This window comes from Chitinimonas lacunae, from assembly GCF_042650885.1.
Lineage (GTDB): Bacteria > Pseudomonadota > Gammaproteobacteria > Burkholderiales > Chitinimonadaceae > Chitinimonas_A > Chitinimonas_A lacunae.
Genome location: NZ_JBHSBU010000001.1, coordinates 3,340,150 through 3,360,407, shown reverse-complemented (window position 1 = coordinate 3,360,407; position 20,258 = coordinate 3,340,150). Strand labels below are relative to the sequence as shown.

Sequence of the window (20,258 nt, the reverse complement as noted above, 5' to 3'; positions counted from 1 at the left end):
CAGGAAAAGGTTTTTCGGGACACTCACAGCAAATCACCCTCTTGCAGACCTGAATTGCTATACTTTTGTACACAAATTGCCGAGGCAGGGCACCGGCCATTTAAATTTCATTTCTTCTGATGTGCGTCAGCCATCTGCAATTCTTGCCAATTGTTTTTATTTCATTTCAGATTGCGTTTTTCTTTCCGCCGTTTCATTACTGGAAGCGGATGAGGTCTGCCTGCGCCGCTCTCCACCGGCCTCTGTCGCGCAACCGGTCTTGAAGGGGGGAGAAAATGAAATAAAAAGGCTGGTGGGTAATCCCACCAGCCTTTTTATTGAGAAATTGCCGGGGTGTTCTGCGATTAAGGAGTCGGATTCAGCGGCTCGTTGAAATTCAATTCCACCAGGACGCCGCACGGGTCATTCAGAAAGACCTGGGTCTGCTCTCCGCGATCTTTCACATCGTAAGTGACCTGGCACTGATCGAGATGGCTCAGCATTGCCGTCAGATCGCGGCAGGAAAAAGCGATATGGCCGAAATGACCGGTTGAGGCAGCAGGACAGAAATCGATCGGACGGACGCTCAGATGCACCAGCGCCTTATCGCCGGCATACAGCCAGCGTCCTTGTGAGCGCAGCGGTCGTTGACCGTCTTGCAGACCGATCACCCGACAATAGAAATCGCATAGCAATTCGAGCTGTTCGGCCGGGACTTGCAGATTGAAATGGTCGAGATCGAGAACGGGCATGATGGACCTTCCCAATGAAAGGAAATGGATGTCAGGCAGCGGACAGGCTGGTTCCAGCAATGAAGCACAGCAGGAAATAAAATTTTAGGAAAAATCTCCGCAATACAGAGTGATGTTTTATAAATTAAACAATATTTATATGACAGTTTCTTCATTCCATTAGGCAGCAGTCCGACAGAATCAAACCCGATATTGTATCCCCCACGAACAACCGCCAGACCGGAAACAGATGGTGCGTTACACCGCTTTGCGGCGAACGCACCGTGACAAGTCGCATCGGAGAACGCTTAGCGCATTTCCATGTAAATCGGAGTCGCTGCCAGGCCTGGTGGAGCGCTGTACGTCTGCGCTTCGAGGTCCGGACACGCTGGCGCCGAATTGGCTGAAAATGCTCTAGCTGGCGATCCGTGTCTTCATCTGCTCGCAGGCCCGCACCAGCTCGCGGTTGATGCTGGGCTCCCAGCCCGAATGGCCGGCATCGGGCAGGATATGCAACTCGGAACCAGGCCAGGCTTTGTGCAGCTCCCAGGCCGACACGGGCGGGCAGACCACATCGTAGCGGCCCTGGGCGGTGATCATCGGCAGATGGCTGATGCGCTCGACCTGTTCCAGCAAAGGCTGGCCGGCCAGAAATAGCTGGTTGGCGAAATAGTGGGCTTCGAGTCGCCCCACACCAAGCGCCATGGTTTCGTCGCTGTGGGTGGTCTCGACATGGGGGTCGGGCAGCAAGGTGACGCAACTGCCTTCATAGATGCACCACGCCCGCGCCGCCGCCAGCCGCACGGCCGGATCGGGGTCGTTGAAGCGGCGCTGGTAGTTTTCCAGCAGATTGCCCTGCTCGGCCGCCGGCAGATGGTCGGCAAACTTCTGCCAGACCTCGGGGAAGAAATTGCGGACCCCGTTCATAAACCATTCCAGCTCCCACGGCCGGCCAAGGAAGACGCCACGGAGCACGAAACCCAGACAACGCGAAGGATGGGTACAGCCGTAAGCCAGCGCCAGCGTCGAGCCCCACGAGCCGCCGAACACCAGCCATTGCTCGATCTGTAGCATTTCGCGCAATCGCTCCATATCGGCGATCAGATCCTGGGTGGTGTTGGCGCGCGTCTCGCCCACCGGTGTCGAGCGACCGGAACCGCGCTGGTCGAACACCACGATGCGGTAGAAGTCCGGATCGAAAAAGCGCCGGCTCTGCGGACTGGCCCCAAAACCTGGACCGCCATGGAGAAACACCACCGGCACCCCGTTGGGATTACCACACTCTTCCCAATACATCGTGTGCAGCGCATCGACGGCCAGCATCCCGCTACGGTTGGGCTCAAGCGGCGGGTACAGCTCGGAGCGAAGTTCCATACAGAATCCTCCTCGGACAGATTATTAGATGATCTAAATGGGTGTGGAACAGTGTGGACCACACCATTAGGCAGAAAAATTTCTTAAACGACTGCTGCGCCAGCGGGTCGGGACACCGCGACGGTAGATCGGATTGACTGGTGAGCGCAGACACAAGGTGGGACATTTCCCTGCAAATCGGCGTCACCGGCAGCGCTGGTGATCAGCCTTGATCTGATGCCCTGTGTCCGGACCCGCAGCCTCCGAGTTTGCCGGCAATGCGCTAGGCGACTAGGACGCCTTCGGGCCGCTTAGCGCAGCAATCCCCATAACATCTTGCCCGCCAGCGTCAGCAACAGCAGCGCGAAACATTTTTTCAGGGCCGGCACGGGCAGACGATGCGCCACGGCGGCGCCCAGCGGCGCCAGCACCACACTGGCGCCGACAATGCCAGCCAGCGCGGGCAGATAGAGATAGCCGACACTGTAAGGCGGCAGTCCCTCGATGCCGAAGCCGTTGACGGCATAACCGGCCAGTCCGGCCAGCGCGATCGGCAGACCCAGCGCCGCCGAGGTCCCGACCGCCTGCTGCATCGGCACATTACAGGCAGTCAGAAACGGCACCGACATCGAACCGCCGCCAATGCCGACAAAGCTTGACACCGCCCCGATCACACCGCCGACGCCATTCAAGCCGGCGGCCCCGGGCAGACGGCGCGATGGGCGCGGTTTGTAGCCCGACAGCATCTGCACGGCCACCACCACGGCAAATACCACGAAAAACCATTTCAGCCCGACGGTCGGTATCCGCGCGGCCAGCCAGGCGCCGCCGAAGGTGCCAAGCGCCAGACCGGCGCTCATTCCGCGCACGGTCGGCCATTGCACCGCGCCGCGTCCATGATGGGCACGCAGGCTCGATAGGGAAGTGAAAACGATGCTGGCAAGCGAAGTGCCAAGCGCCATATGGAGCAGATGGCGCGAAGGAAAGCCCAGCCATTCGAATACCGCCAGCAGGGCCGGCACGATCACCAGCCCGCCGCCGACGCCGAGCAGACCGGCCAGAAAACCTGCCACGGCGCCCACGGCCAGAAAAGCCGCCCAGGCTTCGGCCATCATGCGGCGCGCTCCATCAGATCGACGATAAAGGCCCATTCGGTCGGCTCGACCGGGGTAATGGAGAGGCGATTGCCGCGTTGCAGCAGCCGCATCGCTGCGAGTTCGGGGTATTGCCGCAGCTCAGTGAGGGTGATCAGCCGGCTTTTTTGCACGAAACGGACATCGACCTGGACCCAGCGTGGCGCGTCGGCCGGGCTTTTCGGGTCGTGGTAGGGACTGGCGGGGTCGAATTGGGTGGGGTCGGGATAGGGAGCCGAGCAGACTTCGGCGAGGCCGGCGATGCCCGGTTCGGCGCAGCTCGAATGGTAGAACAGCACCAGGTCGCCGATCTGCATGGCATCACGCATGAAATTGCGCGCCTGGTAGTTGCGCACGCCAAACCAACCGACGGTCTGCCCGGGTCGGGCGGCAAGGTGATCGATCGACACCTCGTCGGGTTCGGATTTCATCAGCCAGTACCGCATCGAAGGCGCCTCCAGACAAAGCCGCAAGCCTAGCCGATACATGACAGCCATGCCAATCGGCTACACTCCGGTCGCATCCATGCTCACCATTACAAAGGAGAACCATCCATGGCCTCGGCCGATTCGATGAAGTCGATCTTGTACGCGCTGTGCGCCAATATGGCGATCGGTGTCGCCAAGCTCGCCGCCGCGCTCTATACCGGTTCCGGCGCGATGCTGGCCGAAGCGGTCCACTCGTTTGCCGACTGCGGCAACCAGGGTCTGCTGATCTGGGGTCTCAAGGTCGCCAAGACGCCGCCTTCACCGGACTATCCGCTGGGCTATGGCAAGGCGATCTATTTCTGGTCGTTCATCGTGGCGCTGATGCTGTTCAGCCTGGGTGGCCTGTTCTCGATCTACGAAGGCCTGCATAAGCTGTCCGAACCCGAACAGATGCAGGCACCGTGGATCGCCATCGCCGTGCTGACCTTCGGGGTGATCGCCGAGAGCATTTCACTCTGGGGGGCGATGCGCGAAATCAACAAGCTGCGCGGCAGCAAGAGCCTGTGGCGCTGGGCGCGCGAAAGCCGGCAGAGCGAGCTGGTGGTGATTCTGGGCGAAGATATTGCCGCGCTGCTGGGTCTGGTGTTTGCGCTGGTGGCGGTGAGTCTGGCGGTGATTACCGAGAATCCGGTCTATGACGCCATGGGCGGGATCTTTATCGGTATCCTGCTGATCGCGGTGGCGATCTTTATCGGCGTCGAAATCAAGGGCCTGCTGATCGGCCAGGGGGTCGAGCCGGAAATCAAGGCCGCGATGCTCAAGAAGCTCGAAGCCGATCCGTCGGTGGCCAAGGTGTTCAACCTGCTGACCATGCAGCTTGGCAACGATGTGATGGTGGCGATCAAGGCCCATGTCAAAGCCGATAGCGCCGAAGAGCTGGTGGCCACGATCAACCGGCTCGAAGCCGAGCTCAAAGCGACCTTCCCCAATATCAAGTGGCTGTTTTTCGAGCCCGACTATCACGACTGAGGTGGCCGGGCCGGTAGACGGCCCGTTCGCTCAGGACTGCGTCGAGCGGTGCATCATGCGCTTCACGCGGTATCTGCGCCACCCGCTGACATTCAAAGCCCACGCCGATCAGCGTGGGCTTTTTCCATCGGCGCCGCAGCCGGAAGGCAAAGGTCGTGTCGTAGTAACCGCCGCCCTGACCGAGCCGGCCGCCTTGGGCATCGAAACCGACCAGGGGCACGAATACCGCATCGAGGCGATGGGGGGCCAGGCGTTGGCGGCCGTGGTATTCAGCGATACCGTAACGGTTACGGCGCCAGCGGCCCGCAGGGGCATCGGCAGCGACAAAACCCAGCCGGCGACCACGCGCCGGTACCAGCGGCAGAAACAAGCGCACACCACGCCGACGCGCCAGCGTCATCAGCGGCGCCAGCGACAGTTCACTGCCCAGCGCCAGATAGGCACCGACACGCCAGCCACGGCGCAGCCAGGGCACAGCGCGTTTGGCGACCCGCTGTTCGGCACAGCGACGCAGCCAGGCAGGCACGGCGGCACGACGGCGGCGCAACTGGCGACGCAGGTCGGTCTTGTCGTTCATGGGGAGATAAGGGAGCGGAGAGGGGGGCCTCCCCGCGGGCGCCGCTCGGTTTTCATCTTGAACCTAACGGTTCAAGTGGCCACCCGCCGTCATCTTTCAGGCGCATCCGACATAAGGGATGCGCACAACAAGATGCCGAGGTTGAGCGGCCCGGTTCAATATATTGGTTCAAAGAATATTAAACCGTAGCAAGCGCCGCAGGGAGACTGAGCCGGTGGGGTCACGACGTCGGATCGTCTTGCAACGCCGCGTCAATGACTTCCTGCATGCGGGCGATTCTACGCCGAAAATCGACGATGTCAAAACCGCCTAGACGGGTGTTCATGAATTCATGGGCGATATTGAGTGCTGCCATGATGGCGACCTTGTCCAGCCCCATCACATTGCCCGAGTCGCGGATTTCGCGCATCCGCCGTTCCACGAAAGCGACTGCCTCGCGGAATGCCTGTTCCTCCTCGACCGGGCAGTCGACTCGAAACTCACGTCCCATGATGCTGACGTCGAGCTGGCGGGTGGCGCTCATACCGGTTCTCCTGCTGGCAGGCTGGCCAGCATCGCTTCGATACGTTGGGTGGCGACCTCGATCTTCTCGCTCAGTCGTGCCTTATCGGCGCGCAGGACGGCGATCTCGGCATGTAGCGACTGATTTTCATCGCGCAACTGCCGGCACAGCATGGCCAGCGTCTTGATTCGGTCTTCCAGGCTTTGCAGTTCGGCTTCCATGGGTAGATTCTGCTGACGCAACGTTGGAATTCTAGCAGGCGGCATCGCGGCTACGAAGGACGACGGCGCAGGCTGTCGAGTCGGCGGCACAACGCTTCTGCTTCCTTGACGGCCGCCGGTACCGGGCGGCCAAACCGGCGCGGATCGACCGTCAGCCAGGGCACATCGAGACCCCGGCTGCGCCAGTTGGCGCGCCAGACCGCCGCTTCCGCGGCATCGGCCACCGCCACCATCGCATCGGGCCGGGCCGCCAGCAATGCTTCGGCACCGATCACCGGCACCGGGGCGCTACTGGCGCCGAACGGATTGACCACGCCACAGACCCGCAGCAGCGAAGCGGTGAACTGGCGATCGTTGACGGTCAGGGCCGGGCCTTCGCCCACCTGCACCACCACGGTCAGCGGCCGGCTGTTGGCGTAACGTGCCTTGAGTGCCGCCCACTCGGACTCGAACCGACGCGCCAGCGCTTCGGCCTCGGTCCGCCCGGTCAGACGGCCCAGCGCGCGGACGGTTCCGGCAATCGCGGCGATATCGGCCGGCTGACTGGCAAATAGCGGCAGTCCCAGCTCATGCAGCCGGGTCAGCGCCGGGCCGGCTTCGCTGCCTTCCCATGCCACCACCAGATCAGGCCGCAGCGCCACAATCGCCTCGACATTGAAAGCCCCATAGCGGCCCACGTCAGGCAGAGCCCGCGCCGCCGCCGGCTCGTCGCTGGCACCGTCGCGCCCCACCAGGGTGGAGCCGGCCCCGATCGCGTAGAGCAACTCGGTGGCATGCGGGCTCAGACTCACCACCCGCAAGGCCGGCCGCGCCAGACGCAGTTGTCGGCCTTTATCGTCGCGCGCTTCCACCGCCGGCGCCGCCAGCGCCGCGCTGCCAAGCAGCAGCGCCAGCAAGGCGGCTGCCGAACCAGCGGGCCTCCGGAGCCGATCAAGCCGCAGCAAGGATACAGGGTGGGTCGAAGCCGTCACCGCGTCGGCCCTATTCAGCGGCCGGAGTACCACCGGAACCGTCTCAAGCCTCATCGTCGGGCACAACCTGATCGGGATTGGGCTCATCGAGCGGCAGATCGAGCGGCAGGCCGGGGCGTTCGAGCGTGATACGGCCAAGCGTGCCGTTGCGGAAGTCGGTCAGGATGCGTTCGGCGGCTTTCTGGGTATCGAGCCGGCCGCCCGACTGCACGCAACCGAGCGCACGGGCAGCCTGTTCGAACAACTGGTCGGCATGCACGCTCAGATCGGGCAGGCGGTAGCGGGTGCGGATCGATTCGGGGTAGTGCTGCGCCAGCCAGCCCAGCGTATACCAGGCCACTTCCTCGGCATCGTAGGCGTTCTTGCCGATCGCGCCCGACAGCGCGAGCTTGAGGCCATCATTGGGCGAATCGATCTTGGGCCACATCAGACCCGGAGTATCGACCAGAATGGTGCCGTCGATCAGCTCGATGCGCTGCTGCGACTTGGTCACGCCCGGGGTATCGGCCACCTGGGCCAGCCGGCGTTTGGCCAGCGCATTGATCAGGGTGGATTTGCCCACATTGGGCACCCCCAGAATCATCGCCCGGACCGGCTTCTCGCCGCCGCTGCGATGCGGCACCAGCTCACGGCACAGCGCCAGTACCTTGGGGGCATCGCGCAATTTGCCCGCTTCGTCGAGTTGCAGCACCGCAGTCTGCTGCTCGGCCTGGAAATGCGTGACCCAGGCAGCCGAGACGCGCGGGTCGGCCAGATCGCATTTGTTGAGCACTTTCAGGCTGGGCCGCTGCCGTTGCCGGCGCAGTTCGCCGATCATCGGGTTGGTGGTGATGCGCGGCAGCCGGGCGTCGAGCACCTCGATCACCATATCGACCTTGGCCATGGTCTCGGCGACCTGCTTGCGCGCCTTATGCATATGGCCGGGGAACCACTGGATCGCCATCGCGCTTGTCCACAGGAAAAAAGGGCGGGGATTATACCGCGAAAGCTGAAAAAGCCTCGCCGAATCAATATAATGCCGGACCGTATGCCGTTCATCCCTTCCCTAGCCAAGACTCCAGCATGAAAGTATCCGTCAAGCACGGCCTGCTGCTCGGCCTGATCGGCGCCTTGAGCGCCGGCGTTCTGATCTTCGGCAGCCAGGCCGAGCAACTCGCGCCAGCCGTCACCTACAGCACGCTCAGCGGCGCCCGGATCGAACAGACCGCCCTCAAAGGCAAGGTGGTGCTGGTCAATTTCTGGGCCACCTCGTGCACCGGCTGCATGAAGGAAATGCCGAAACTGGTGCAGACCCACCATAAATTCGCTGCCCGCGGCTATGAGACGGTCGCCGTGGCCATGAGCTATGACCGGCCTGACTATGTGCAGACCTATACCAATACCAACAAGCTGCCGTTCAAGGTGGCGCTCGATCTCGACGGCTCGATCGCCCAGCGGTTCGGCGAAGTCAAGCTGACCCCGACCACCTTCCTGATCGATAAACGCGGCCGTATCGTGCAGCGTTTTCTGGGCGAACCCGATTTCAACACCCTGGAAAAACTGATCGAGCAGAAACTGGCCGAATCCGTCTGACGGCCCGACACGGCCGCCTGCCGGAACGGCCGGGCGGTCGCCATAGTGGGCTGCTATGGTGAGGACATTGCCTATTTAGTAGGGAGTCCGCCGCCATGATCAGTTGGAAAGCCCACTTCCTGTATCAGCTCGACTACCAGCACTGGGCCAACGATGTGCTGTTCGAGAGTCTCGACAAACTGGGCGACGACGCCCGCAAGGCCGACCAGGGCCTGTTCTTCAAAAGCATCAACGGCACCCTCAACCATATGCTGGTGTTCCATCTGCTGTGGTGGAGCCGGCTCAAGGGCGAGCAACCGACCCTGCGTCCCGACCAGCCGCTCCATGAGGAATACCGCGAACTCAAGCTGGCCTTGAAACAGACGGTACGCCATTTCCAGCATTGGCTCGAAGCCCAGCCGACGGCTTTCTTTGAAGGGGAAACCCGCTATATCTCGCTGTCGGGCAAGGAACGGATCAACTGGGTCCATGAAGTCCTGACCCATTTCGTCAACCATATGGCGCACCACCGCGGTCAGATTTCGGGCGTCGCCACCCGGCTCGGCGCGCCGACGCCCGAAATGGACTATCTCTACTACCGCCATGAAATGCAGACCAGCCTTGCCAATGCCCGCCAGGGCAATGGTCGCTGAACCCTAAGCAGAAGATTTTTATTTTCTTTTCTATACGACTGTAGTTCTTGCAGTCGTTTTTCATGTTTATTTAATAAAGTCCATCACGGCTTAGCCCAGCGGCAGGCGCAACTGTGCCAACGTGCCACCCTCGGGTGCGTTGCCCACCGTGACGCTGCCGCCATGGAGCGCCGCCACTTCGCGCACGAACGGCAGACCCAGGCCGGTTGACTTACGTCCGCCATCGGGACGGGGCAGCGAATAGAAGCGCTCGAACAGCCGCTCGCGCGCATAGTCGGGAATTCCTGCCCCCTGATCGCGCACGCTCAGCACCACCATCGGGCCCTCGACCGTGGCAGCCAGCTCGATCGTGCCGCCCGGCGGCGAGAAGTCGATGGCGTTGTCGAGCAGATTCGACAGCGCCTGCCAGAGCAGAAAGCGTTCGCCACCGACGCTGAGACCTGGATCGATCCGCAGCCGGGCATCAAGCCCCCGTTGTGCCAGCAGCGCCGTTTTGGCCGCCAGCACCTGGTCGGCCAGTTCGGCCAGGAGTACTGGCTCCACCACGGCCAGGACGCGACGGCTTTCGAGCTGCGCCAATGCCAGCAGACGATCGATGATGGTGGTCAGCCGTTCGGCCTCGCTGCGGATATTGGCGAGAAAGCGCTCCTGATCCTCGGCCGGCATCTCGGCATCGATCAGCTCGGCCGCACCACGGATCGCTGCCAGCGGGCTTTTCAGTTCATGGGTCAGGCTGTGGACGTAATCCTCGACATACTGGCGCCCTTCGAGCCGCACCCGCATCGCTTCGATGGCGCGCCCCAGCACCCCCACTTCGCCACCCTGGAATGCCGGTGGCGCCACCCGTTCGCCGCGCGCCACGGCGCGGGCATAGTCGGCCAGACGCCCCAGGGCGCGGCTCAGCCACCAGGCCAGCAACAGGCCCAGCAGCAGGGAAGCGGTCAGCAGCGCGCCGCCCGCCTGGGCCAGATCGTCGAGGGTGCGGCGAAAGAAGGGCTCGACGCTGGTGGAAGGCTTACCGACCGTAACCACACCGATCACCTGGCCCCGATCGACGATGGGCGCGGCCACATACATCACCGAGGTGGTCGGATCGTCCGGCTTGCCCCGGGTGGTGCGTGCACCATAACGGCCGCGCAGGGTCAGATAGACATCGTTCCAGCGCGAATAGTCCTGCCCGAGCGCCAGACCGGCTGAATCGAACAGCACCCGGCCCTGCCGGTCGGTGATATAGACCCGATGGTTGGGCCCGCTCTTGGTCACGCCCCAGATCTCGGCACGAAAGCGCCGGGCGGCGACCGCTTCCATCGTTCTGGCAAACTCGCCGTCTTGCAGCCGGCCGGCCTTGAAATCGGCCCGGGCAAATTCGGCCAGCAGATTGGCAGTGTCGATCAGGGTGTCTTCCATCGACTGGCGCAGTGCCGGCCGCAGGCGGTCGGCCACCTGATCGAACAGCCACCAGCCCGACAGGCCGACCAGCACGAAATAGGCGAGAAACAGACGGACACCGATACGCATCGTCTAAGGCGCTCCGCGGCGCGGAATCGATCCGGCCAGCCGCTTCGCTGTCACGGCTTGTTCCACGTGAAACTGTAGCCAAGACCGCGATGGGTCCGGATCGGATCACACTCGGCATCAACCGCGCGCAACTTGGCACGCAGGGTCTTGATATGGGCGTCCACCGTGCGCTCGAAGCTCGCTTCGGGTTCATCCCATGCCCTGTCCATCAACTGGCTGCGACTGAATACCCGCTCGGGCTCGGCCAGCAAGGCCGCCAGCAGCCGGTATTCATAGCGGGTCAGGTCGAGGATCTGACCGTTCAGGGTAATCCGCGCCCGCAGCGCGTCGTGGACCAGCCCGCCCGTTGCCGCCACCGTTTCGCTCCGACCGCGCCGCAGGATGGCCTTGACCCGCGCCACCAGCTCGCGCGGACTGAAGGGCTTGGCGACGTAATCGTCGGCGCCCAGCTCAAGCCCGACCACCCGGTCGATCTCGTCGCCGCGCGCAGTCAGAAACACCACCGGCAGGTCGGAGCGGCCGCGCAGTTCGCGGCATAGGTCAAAGCCGCTGCCATCGGGCAGGCCGACATCGAGCAGCAGCAGATCGAATTCGCGCTCGTGCAATAGGGCAGCCGCTTCGCGCAGCAGCGCGCGATGCTCGACCGTGAACCCTTCGCGACCGAGTGCGTAGATCACCGTGTCGGCAATGGCGTTTTCATCCTCGACCAGCAAAATCCGTTTCATCACGCCGCCTCCACCAGTTTGCGGAAGGTCAGACTGAGCCGTGGCCCGCAATCCGCCTCCGCCGGCAGGCCGTGCAGCCAGTCGGCTTGCAGCGCGGCGCTCATAAAGAGCAGCGAACCGTTTTCCAGCCGACAGGGAAAATCCGGCCCAGCGGCACCACGCTGATGGCGTGGACGGAACCGCAGCGTCCGCACGGCGCCGAGCGACAGCACGGCGATGCCGCTATCCGGCGCCAGCAGCGCCGTGTCGTCATAGTGAAAACCCATACTGGCCGCGCCATTTGGGTAATAGTTAAGCAGGCAGTTGTCGGGCAGGAAACCCAGCCGCTGGGCCAGGCGTGCCGCCAGGTCGGCCAGGCGCGGCGGCAGCGGCACATCGGGGTAGTCGATCCCCGAATAGCCATAGGCGCGGCCGAAACTGGCAGTCAGTCTGGCACGCAGCCGCCGGTCCCAGTCGACGCTGTCGCACAGCGTCTGCAACAGGGGCTGCGGATCGGCCACAAAGGCCGGCACATACTCGAGCGGGGGCGGCGTCATCAGGCTGGAACTCCGGCAAGGGCCGCCCAGTCTGCCAGCAAACCCCGGGCTTGGCATCCTGCCCGCGGGTGGCGGTTCAGCCCGGCTCGGGAGGGAGAATTGCTGGCTGGAGCAGTGAGGGAAACACGCACTTGGCCGGGAGGGGGTGAAGTCGGCAATAAATAAATTATTACGACAAGCATTCGCAAGATCAGTAGCCATAGATTTCGATAAAGTAAAAATTCTTAACAGGGTTTTTTCCTGCGGCTCCGCGGGGTTTTCCCTACAGGCGCAATGAGCCAACAGCGCGATGCCATCCTCTGTTACCCTTGCGCGATTTCCAACCTACCTGTCCAACATTTCTGCCATGCCCGACATAGGTTCACCCGAATTCGTCTACTGGTTTCGCCAGGCCGCGCCTTATATCCACGCCTTTCGCGGCCGCACTTTCGTGGTGGCCTTCGGCGGCGATCTGATCCGCGACGGCCGCTTTCAGACGCTGGCGCAGGATCTCAATATTCTGGTGAGTCTGGGGGTCAAGCTGGTGCTGGTGCACGGGGCGCGGCCGCAGATCAACCGGCGCCTGCTCGAATGCCAGCTCGAACCGCGTTTCGAGCGCGGCGTGCGGGTAACCGATGCCGAAACGCTCGACGGGGTCTTGCAGGCCATCGGCTCGGTACGCTTCGAGATCGAAGCGGGGCTGTCGATGGGGCTGGCCAATTCGCCGATGGCCAATGCCGATATCCGGGTCGCCGGTGGCAATTTCGTCACCGCCCAGCCGATGGGCGTGCGCGACGGGGTCGATATGCAATACACCGGCGAAGTACGCAAGATCGATGTGGCGGCGATCCGCGACCGGCTCGAATTCGGCGAAACCATTCTGCTGTCGCCGCTCGGTTATTCGCCGACCGGCGAAGTGTTCAATCTGACGCTCGAAGACGTGGCCACCTCGACCGCCGTGGCGCTGGCGGCCGACAAGCTGGTCTTCCTGATGGATCAGCCCGGCGTCACCGACGAGATGGGCGGGCTGATCAACGAGATGACGGCGGCCGAAGCCGAGCGTTTCGTGCCCAGAACCATCGATACCAGCCGTGATCTCGATTTCTTCCTGCCTTGTGCGATCCGGGCCGTGCGCCAGGGGGTCAAGCGGGCCCATCTATTGAGCCGCCATCTCGACGGCGCCCTGCTGACCGAGCTGTTCACCCACGAAGGGCTCGGCACCATGCTGTCGCGCGAGCCGCTCGAAACCCTGCGCCGGGCCACCATCGACGACGTCGGCGGCATCCTCGCCCTGATCGAACCGCTCGAAGCCGAAGGCGTGCTGGTCAAACGCAGCCGGGAGCTGCTTGAACGCGAAATCGACCGCTACGCCCTGCTCGAACACGACCGCAAGATCGTCGGCTGCGTCGCGCTACAGACCTTTGAAGGCAGCGATATGGCCGAACTGGCCTGTCTGGCCATCGACAGCGACTACCGTGACGGCGGCCGGGGCGAGCAGTTGCTCAAGCATGTGGTCAAGGAAGCCCGCTCGCTCGGGGTGAAACGGCTGTTCGTGCTGACCACTCGCACGGCGCACTGGTTTATCGAACGTGGCTTTGCACCGGCAAGCGTCGATGACCTGCCGATGAAGAAGCAGGCGCTCTATAACTATCAGCGCCGTTCCAAGGTATTTATCAAGCCCTTGTGAAACGCCCGGAGCGGCAAGGCTGATCTGCTAAAGTTGGGAATGAACCGCCTCGGGCCGGCCGGGGGGCGCGACCGCCGGCACGGTGGTCTTGTTTGCGGGAGAGAATCTTGATCGTGATGCGCCGCTGGATGCTTTGGCTGCTGCTCGGACTGTGGGGATGCCGGGCCCTGGCCGAGGGCGAGCTGCGGATCGGCATCGAACCGTATTTCAGCCCCAAGCTGCTGCTGTCCAGCATGCAGCCGCTGCGTCAGGCGCTGACCCGCTCGCTGGGCCGGCCGGTGATTCTGCTGACCGCCCCCGACTATCGTCAGTTCGTCGGCCATATCGTCGACCATCACTACGATCTGGTGATCATCGGCCCGCATACCGCCCGCTACGCCCAGCTTGAAGCGGGCTATGTGCCGCTGCTCAAGGGCGCCGCCCAGCTCACTGCGCTGGTGATCGTCAAGCGGCACAGCCCGATCGACCGGCTCGAAGCGCTGCAGAACCAGCCGGTCGCCCTGCCCAATCCGCTGACGGCCACCGCCATGCTCGGCGAGGAGCTGCTGAACCGCCAGCAGATCAGTGCCCGGCTGCGCTACCACGATTTCCACAATGCCGCCGCGCTTGCCGTCGTGCGCGACGAAGCCCGCGCCGCCATCGTCAATAACACGGCCTTTGCCCATATGCCGCTCGAACTGCGCGACCAGTTGCGGGTACTGGCCGAAAGCCGCGCCCTGCCGCATATGGTGCTGCTGGTGGACAGCCGGGTCACACCGGCTGAGCGGCAACGCTACAGCGAGGCCGTGGCCAATTTTCTCAATGCCAATGAACAGGGACGCCAGTTTCTGGCCCGGCTCGGCTTCTATGGCGCGAGCCCGATCGAAGCAGGCGATCTGAGTTCGGTCGAGCCGTTTATGGTCGAACTCAAGCGCCGACTGGCGGAGGGCCGCTGATGCAGGTACCGCTGATCAAGAGTCTGCGGGTACGGCTGATCCTTGCCATGCTGCTGGTGCAGTTCGCGGTGCTGGGCGCCCTGCTGTTCAGCGTCAGCAGCGTCTGGTCCGATATCGTGCTCAAGGCCACCGAGGTCCGGGTACAGGAGCTGTCGCGCCTGCTCAACGCCGCGCTGGCCCCACCGCTTGCCTCGCTCGACTACGCTCCGGCCGCCGAGCTGCTCGACGGTATCCGTACGCCCGAAGGCATCGATTATCTGGTGCTGTTCGACCACCAGGGCAAGGTGGTGGCGGCCCGTGGCTGGGATATCGGTCAGCCGCTGCCCCCTCCCCATCGACTCGACCAGCTCGCTGCCGCACGCGAAGTGCCGGCCATGGTCCATGCCGCCACCGATATCGAACTGGCCGGTCAGCGCTATGGCCTGCTGCGCTTTGGCATCTCGACCGAATTGCTGCGCGAATCGGCCAATCGGCTGGTCTGGCACAGCGCAGGCGTGGTCGGCGTCGGTGCCCTGCTGTCGGTGGCGCTGCTGGCCCTGCTCGGCTTCTGGCTGACCCGGCGGCTGTATCGGCTGATCGATGCGGCCGAGCGTCATGCCACCAATGAATCGCCCTCGCCGATCCCGATCGAGGGCAACGACGAGGTGAGCCAGCTCGCCACCCGGCTCAATCAGATGGCCGCAGCGGTGCAGGAGCGGATCGAGGCACTCAAGAAAAACGAAGAGAAATTCCACGCCATCGCCGACTACACCTATGGCGTCGAGCTATGGCTGGCACCCGATGGCCACCCGGTCTGGGTCAACGCCTCGGTGACGCGGCTGACCGGCTACTCGGTCAAGGAATGCATGAATATGCAGGACTTCCCGCTGCCGCTCGCCGCGCTCGAAGAGCGCACGGCACTGACCACGCAGTTGCAGCAGGCACTCCAGGGCACCACCGGGCAGGATTACGAATTCCGCGCCATCCGCCGCGACGGCCGCGCCTTCTGGGCCATCATGTCGTGGCAGCCGCTCTATGATGCGGCCGGGCGTTATCTGGGCATCCGCGCCTCGATCAACGATTCGAGCCAGTTCAAGGAAGACCGGCTGGCGCTCAAGCGCGCCATCTACGAACTGCAGCAATCGCAGGCGCTGGGCCAGCTCTATCTGAGCCGGGCCGAGGCCGAGCGGGCGCGACTGTCGGCGCTGCTGTCGGCGATGCGCTTTGGCGTGCTGTTCGTCGACGACGCCAATATGGTGGTCTACCACAACCCGACCTTCAAAACCCTGTGGCTGATCGACGACCCCTCCCCGCTGGTAGACAAGCCGATCGGCCAGGTGATGCAGGCAGCGCTGAACCGGCCGCTCGACTACGACATCAGCGTCTATCTCGAAGCCAACGACGACCAGCAGAGCCTGGATGCCTACCCCAACGATCTGACCATGAACGACGGCCGCATCGTCACCCAGCACAGCTATGTGGTGCGCGACGAGCAGGGGAAACGCAGCGGTCGGCTATGGATCTACGAGGATGTGACGCAGGAGCACTTCCTCAACGAGCGCATGGCCTTCCTGGCCGAGCGCGACGCGCTGACCAGCCTGTATAACCGCCACGCCTTCCAGGAACAGCTCGACCGCATGCTGGCCGACGCCGAGCGCGCCCAGGACAATCTGGCGGTGCTGTATTTCGATCTGGACGAGTTCAAATACGTCAACGACACCTTCGGCCACGGCGCCGGCGACGATCTGCTCAAGCGGGTGGCGCAGGAAGTGTCGAGCCAGGTGCGCCGCAACGAGTTCTTCGCCCGATTGGGCGGCGACGAATTCGCCATCCTGGTGCCGGGCTGCAATGAAACCGAAGTCAGCTATCTGGCCAGCCGCATCGTCACCACCGTGGCCGGCATCCAGTTCGCCGTCGAGGGCCAGACGCTGCGCCTGTCGTCGAGCCTGGGTGTCGCGCTCTATCCGCAGCACGCCAATACGGCCGAAGAGCTGGTGGCGCATGCCGACACCGCCATGTATCAGGCCAAGAGCGCCGGCAAGTCGACCTGGCGGCTGTATCAGGCCGAACGCGATGCGTCGCGCGAAATGATGAATCGGCTGACCTGGAACGAACGCATCCAGAAGGCACTCGAAAACGACGGTTTCGTGCTGTATTTCCAGGGCATCTACGAGGCGGCCACGCGCCAGGTGTCGCATCTGGAAGCACTGGTGCGGATGAAGGACCCGAACAACCCCAACCAGATCGTGCCGCCCGGCCATTTCATTCCGCATGCCGAGAAGAGCGGCAAGATTCTCGATATCGACCGCTGGGTGATCCGCCAGGCGATCCGTATGCTGGCCGACAACCGCACCATGCCGTCGGTGGCGATCAATATCTCGGGTCGCAGCTTCGACGAGACGGGCCTGCCCGACTATATCGGCGAGCTGCTGGCCCAATACCGCGTGCCGCCAAGCCGGCTGATGGTCGAACTGACCGAGACGGCTGCCGTTTCCGACATGCGCGACGCCCAGCGCTTTATCGAGGCGCTGCGCGATACCGGCTGCACGGTGTGCCTGGACGACTTCGGCGCGGGCTTTTCCTCGTTCGCCTATCTCAAGCACCTCAAGGCCCATGTGCTCAAGATCGACGGCCTGTTCATCCGCGACCTGCCCAACGACCACGACAGCCAGGTCTTCGTGCGCGGCATGGCCGGCATGGCACGCGATATGGGCAAGCAGACCGTGGCCGAATTCGTCGAGAACGAAGAAACCCTCAGGATGCTGGTCGATTTCGGCGTCGATATGGTGCAGGGCTATTACCTCGACAAGCCGACGCCCGATCATCCGGCGCTGCGGGGGATCAATGTGGTGACGCGGGATCACTGAACGCGGCAGCAAGCCGTGGAGTGGCTGGCCATCAGCGATTTATTCAAATTTCAGGAAAACTTTCTGCAATATAGGTGGCGGCCTCCATCTATTTTGGAAAAATAGAAAAGACGTCATTGCCATCTCCGAACCCACCATCGCAGAGTACGTTGGCCCATTTCCAGTCAATTCGGAGTCAGTGCGTCCCGACCTCGACGCACAGGCGTACAGCGCGCCATCGGGCTTGGCGGCGACTCCGATTGAAAGGGAAATGCGCCAACCGTAAAGCGGCGTCATGCACCGCTGTGTCGGACACGCTGTCTCCTTGGACTGATCGATGAGGACTCACACAGTCGCACCGGTGGGCAGGGCAGCGGGGACGCAGAGGCAGTGTCCCGACATGAAAAAGCCGCGACAACCACCAGCGTGGTCTCGCGGCTTTGTGCTTCGCTGGCAATCAGCCAGCGACCCTCCGCTTCCTTACTGCACAGGCACCCACAGCTCGGTGACCCAATCTTCCGGATTGGCAGCCATGGCCGGGAAGACGCGATACCACTCGAAGGCCGGCGCGTGGCGCGGGGTGTGGCCGCTGGCGGGCAGCAATTCGCTATGGACGCGGTGCCACGCGTCGCCCAGTCCGTCGTAACCGCCGCGATAGGTGAACACGGCGTAGCGGCCACCCTCGATCATGCCGGCTTGCGGCTCGTCGTGGCCGGTCAGACGACGGCCGACGTCGGCGATGCAGGCATCGTAGGCGATATCGGCCGGTGGCGTGGTCATCGGGTCGCTTTGGCACACGCCCAGCATCTCGGCGCCCTCACGGACCAGACCACGCGGCACGGCGAACGCATGGAAGGCATTCCAGGCCTGCTGAGCCGCGCCTGGCAGATCGCCGGAATCGCTATCGCGGCCGTAACGACGGAAATAGGCGACCGGGAACGGGTCGAGCTGACGAATCTCGGGTTGTTGCATGCAAACCTCCTCTATCTGAACAGGCCTTCGGCGACACGCCGGCAGGTGCAATTAGACAGGCAGACAGTTGGCGCGATTCCTCCCTGAAGGAATATATTCAGCCAACTGCCTGCTAGATTTGAAGCGGTATTTCTTTATTTTATAAAATTATTTACTTAACTTGCCGCAGGGCCGAGCGAGCGGCTTCCAGGGTCGCCTCGATATCGTCGTCGCTATGGACAGTGGAGACGAAGCCGGCCTCGAACGCCGACGGGGCCAGATAGACGCCCAGGTCCAGCATCGCATGGAAGAAGCGGTTGAAGCGCTCGCGGTTGGAGGCCGTCACCTCGGCGTAGCTGGTCGGCACGCGCTCGGCGCAATAGATGCCGAACATGGCGCCGACCGAATCGGCGCAGAACGGCACGTCGAGCTCGCGGCCCAGACGGTTGAGGCCGTCGGCCAGGAGGGTGGTGCGCTCGGTCAGCGTGGCAAACACGCCCGGGGCCGAGATCAGCTCGAGCGTGGCGAGACCTGCCGCGACCGCCACCGGGTTGCCCGACAGGGTGCCGGCCTGATAGACCGGACCGAGCGGCGCCAGCCGCGCCATCACATCGGCCCGACCGCCGAAGGCCGCCAGCGGCATGCCACCGCCCACCACCTTGCCCAGCGTGGTCAGATCGGGCACCACGCCATGGAGGCCCTGGGCGCAGTCGAGGCCGACGCGGAAACCGGTCATCACCTCGTCGTAGATCAGCAGAGCGCCGTGGCGCTCGGTCAGCGAGCGCATGGCCTGCACGAACTCGGCGCTTGGCCGGATCAGATTCATATTGCCGGCGAACGGCTCGACGATCACCGCCGCGATCTGGTCGCCCAGGCGCTCGAACAGGGCCTCGAGCTGGACCACATCGTTATACGGCAGCACCAGCGTATCGGCTGCCACCGCCGCCGGGACCCCGGCGCTCGACGGGTTGCCGAAGGTCAGCAGGCCCGAACCGGCTTTCACCAGCAGACTGTCGGCGTGACCGTGGTAGCAGCCTTCGAACTTGACGATCTTGTCACGGCCGGTAAAGCCGCGCGCCAGCCGCAGCGCGCTCATGGTGGCCTCGGTGCCCGAGGAGACCAGCCGGACCTGCTGCAAGGAAGGCAACAGCGCGCACAGCCGGTCGGCCAGCTCGATCTCGGCCTCGGTCGGCGCACCAAAGCTCAGGCCGCGCGCGGCAGCGGCCTGGACCGCTTCGAGCACATCGGGGTGGGCGTGACCGACGATCAGCGGTCCCCACGAGCCGACATAGTCGATATAGCGCTGGCCGTCGGCATCCCAGACATAGGCACCCTGGCCGCGCTCGAAGAAGCGCGGCGTGCCGCCCACGCTGCCGAAGGCGCGCACCGGGCTGTTGACCCCGCCGGGGATATGGCGCTGGGCGCGCTCGAAAAGTTGCTGATTCTTGCTCATCGGTTCTCCTCGCCCGCAGGCTGGTTGTCGGGCCAGCTCGGCCACGGGTGTTCGCTTAGATAGGAATTGGTATAGCGCGGATCGTGCGTCACTTCGTCGCCGAGCCAGTCGGGCCGCTGATAGGGCTGGTCTTCGCTGGCGAGTTCGACCTCGGCCAGCACCAGGCCCGCGTTGGCGCCGAAGAATTCATCGACTTCCCAGGTCAGGCCGGCGTGTTCGATCCGATAGCGCCGCTTCTCCACCACAAACGGGCACATGGCCGCCAGGATCGCGTCGGCATCGCGACACGGAATCGGGTATTCGAACTCGTGGCGGGCGACCTCGGTAATCAGGCTCTTCAAGGTCAACCAGGCCTGCTCGCCCTTGACCCGCACCCGCACCGTGCGTTGCGGATCGACCGACAGATAGCCCTGCTTGAGCCATTCGCCCTCGGCCAGCGCGCGCCAGCCGGCGTCGCGCACGCGAAAGCGCCGTTCTATTTCGAGATTCACAGGAACTCCTTGGCAGCGCCAGACGCGCCG

General features: G+C 63.4%; 21 protein-coding genes and 1 other RNA gene. 6 read left to right on the top strand and 16 right to left on the bottom strand.

Going from position 1 to position 20,258, the window contains the following annotated elements:
* Positions 1-344: 344 nt before the first annotated feature.
* From ACFOW7_RS14480 to ACFOW7_RS14465, 4 genes are all read right to left on the bottom strand, one after another.
* Positions 345-731 (bottom strand): VOC family protein, encoded by a 387-nt coding sequence (locus ACFOW7_RS14480; RefSeq protein ID WP_378165487.1) that lies wholly within the window; start codon positions 729-731, stop codon positions 345-347.
* Positions 732-1,124: 393 nt separating this feature from the next.
* Positions 1,125-2,084 carry a prolyl aminopeptidase gene (gene pip, locus ACFOW7_RS14475; protein WP_378165484.1) on the bottom strand — a complete coding sequence of 320 codons (960 nt, stop codon included), beginning with the start codon at positions 2,082-2,084 and terminating at the stop codon, positions 1,125-1,127.
* 290 nt (positions 2,085-2,374) lie between these two features.
* Positions 2,375-3,178: a sulfite exporter TauE/SafE family protein gene (locus ACFOW7_RS14470; RefSeq protein WP_378165482.1), complete on the bottom strand. Its 804-nt coding sequence runs from the start codon at positions 3,176-3,178 to the stop codon at positions 2,375-2,377.
* Positions 3,175-3,627, bottom strand: coding sequence for an EVE domain-containing protein (locus tag ACFOW7_RS14465; RefSeq protein ID WP_378165480.1), 453 nt, complete (start codon positions 3,625-3,627; stop codon positions 3,175-3,177). Before ACFOW7_RS14465 ends, ACFOW7_RS14470 begins: the two co-directional genes overlap by 4 nt.
* Before the next feature lie 123 nt (positions 3,628-3,750).
* Here ACFOW7_RS14465 and ACFOW7_RS14460 point away from each other — a divergent pair, with 123 nt between their 5' ends.
* On the top strand, positions 3,751-4,653 hold the full coding sequence (locus ACFOW7_RS14460; protein WP_378165478.1) for a cation diffusion facilitator family transporter: 903 nt from the start codon (positions 3,751-3,753) through the stop codon (positions 4,651-4,653).
* Here the strand turns inward: ACFOW7_RS14460 and ACFOW7_RS14455 are convergent.
* The 6 genes from ACFOW7_RS14455 to ylqF form a co-directional block, all read right to left on the bottom strand.
* Positions 4,616-5,230, bottom strand: a complete 615-nt coding sequence (locus ACFOW7_RS14455) for a 5-formyltetrahydrofolate cyclo-ligase (protein WP_378165476.1) — start codon at positions 5,228-5,230, stop codon at positions 4,616-4,618. The two genes, ACFOW7_RS14460 and ACFOW7_RS14455, sit on opposite strands and share 38 nt — an antisense overlap.
* 25 nt (positions 5,231-5,255) lie before the next feature.
* Positions 5,256-5,437, bottom strand: a non-coding RNA gene (ssrS, locus tag ACFOW7_RS14450) — 6S RNA.
* A gap of 13 nt (positions 5,438-5,450) precedes the next feature.
* A complete protein-coding gene (locus ACFOW7_RS14445) occupies positions 5,451-5,753 on the bottom strand; it encodes a cell division protein ZapA (protein ID WP_378165474.1) in 303 nt (100 codons plus the stop codon).
* Positions 5,750-5,953, bottom strand: a complete 204-nt coding sequence (locus ACFOW7_RS14440) for a hypothetical protein (protein ID WP_378165472.1) — start codon at positions 5,951-5,953, stop codon at positions 5,750-5,752. Before ACFOW7_RS14440 ends, ACFOW7_RS14445 begins: the two co-directional genes overlap by 4 nt.
* 50 nt (positions 5,954-6,003) lie before the next feature.
* Positions 6,004-6,849: a helical backbone metal receptor gene (locus tag ACFOW7_RS14435; RefSeq protein ID WP_378165470.1), complete on the bottom strand. Its 846-nt coding sequence runs from the start codon at positions 6,847-6,849 to the stop codon at positions 6,004-6,006.
* A gap of 118 nt (positions 6,850-6,967) precedes the next feature.
* Complete coding sequence (gene ylqF, locus ACFOW7_RS14430; protein ID WP_378165468.1) at positions 6,968-7,867, bottom strand: ribosome biogenesis GTPase YlqF; 900 nt, start codon at positions 7,865-7,867, stop codon at positions 6,968-6,970.
* 119 nt (positions 7,868-7,986) lie between these two features.
* On the opposite strand from ylqF, the gene ACFOW7_RS14425 reads away from it, so the two are divergent.
* Both ACFOW7_RS14425 and ACFOW7_RS14420 read left to right on the top strand, forming a co-directional pair.
* Positions 7,987-8,496: a peroxiredoxin family protein gene (locus tag ACFOW7_RS14425; protein WP_378165466.1), complete on the top strand. Its 510-nt coding sequence runs from the start codon at positions 7,987-7,989 to the stop codon at positions 8,494-8,496.
* Positions 8,497-8,591: 95 nt separating this feature from the next.
* A complete protein-coding gene (locus ACFOW7_RS14420; protein ID WP_378165464.1) occupies positions 8,592-9,128 on the top strand; it encodes a DinB family protein in 537 nt (178 codons plus the stop codon).
* 90 nt (positions 9,129-9,218) lie between these two features.
* Here the strand turns inward: ACFOW7_RS14420 and creC are convergent, their stop codons facing one another.
* From creC to ACFOW7_RS14405, 3 genes are read right to left on the bottom strand one after another with little or no spacing between them, the layout of a single operon-like run.
* A complete protein-coding gene (creC, locus tag ACFOW7_RS14415) occupies positions 9,219-10,646 on the bottom strand; it encodes a two-component system sensor histidine kinase CreC (RefSeq protein WP_378165462.1) in 1,428 nt (475 codons plus the stop codon).
* A gap of 50 nt (positions 10,647-10,696) precedes the next feature.
* Positions 10,697-11,371, bottom strand: coding sequence for a two-component system response regulator CreB (gene creB / locus ACFOW7_RS14410; RefSeq protein ID WP_378165459.1), 675 nt, complete (start codon positions 11,369-11,371; stop codon positions 10,697-10,699).
* On the bottom strand, positions 11,371-11,907 hold the full coding sequence (locus ACFOW7_RS14405) for an alpha-ketoglutarate-dependent dioxygenase AlkB family protein (RefSeq protein WP_378165457.1): 537 nt from the start codon (positions 11,905-11,907) through the stop codon (positions 11,371-11,373). Before ACFOW7_RS14405 ends, creB begins: the two co-directional genes overlap by 1 nt.
* A 346-nt stretch (positions 11,908-12,253) precedes the next feature.
* On the opposite strand from ACFOW7_RS14405, the gene argA reads away from it, so the two are divergent.
* The 3 genes from argA to ACFOW7_RS14390 all read left to right on the top strand — a co-directional run bounded on the left by argA (position 12,254) and on the right by ACFOW7_RS14390 (position 17,354).
* Positions 12,254-13,573: an amino-acid N-acetyltransferase gene (gene argA, locus ACFOW7_RS14400; RefSeq protein ID WP_378165454.1), complete on the top strand. Its 1,320-nt coding sequence runs from the start codon at positions 12,254-12,256 to the stop codon at positions 13,571-13,573.
* A gap of 116 nt (positions 13,574-13,689) precedes the next feature.
* The gene (locus tag ACFOW7_RS14395; protein ID WP_378168043.1) at positions 13,690-14,508 is read left to right on the top strand and encodes a phosphate/phosphite/phosphonate ABC transporter substrate-binding protein; all 819 of its coding nucleotides are present in this window, start codon (positions 13,690-13,692) and stop codon (positions 14,506-14,508) included.
* Positions 14,508-17,354, top strand: coding sequence for a bifunctional diguanylate cyclase/phosphodiesterase (locus ACFOW7_RS14390; protein WP_378165452.1), 2,847 nt, complete (start codon positions 14,508-14,510; stop codon positions 17,352-17,354). The genes ACFOW7_RS14395 and ACFOW7_RS14390 overlap by 1 nt, the downstream gene beginning before the upstream one ends.
* Positions 17,355-17,813: 459 nt before the next feature.
* On the opposite strand, the gene ACFOW7_RS14385 is transcribed toward ACFOW7_RS14390, so the two are convergent.
* From ACFOW7_RS14385 to ACFOW7_RS14375, 3 genes are all read right to left on the bottom strand, one after another.
* Positions 17,814-18,305: an AraC family transcriptional regulator gene (locus ACFOW7_RS14385; protein ID WP_378165450.1), complete on the bottom strand. Its 492-nt coding sequence runs from the start codon at positions 18,303-18,305 to the stop codon at positions 17,814-17,816.
* 151 nt (positions 18,306-18,456) lie between these two features.
* On the bottom strand, positions 18,457-19,737 hold the full coding sequence (gene hemL / locus ACFOW7_RS14380) for a glutamate-1-semialdehyde 2,1-aminomutase (RefSeq protein ID WP_378165446.1): 1,281 nt from the start codon (positions 19,735-19,737) through the stop codon (positions 18,457-18,459).
* A complete protein-coding gene (locus tag ACFOW7_RS14375) occupies positions 19,734-20,228 on the bottom strand; it encodes a CYTH domain-containing protein (RefSeq protein WP_378165443.1) in 495 nt (164 codons plus the stop codon). The genes hemL and ACFOW7_RS14375 overlap by 4 nt, the downstream gene beginning before the upstream one ends.
* Positions 20,229-20,258: the final 30 nt, after the last annotated feature.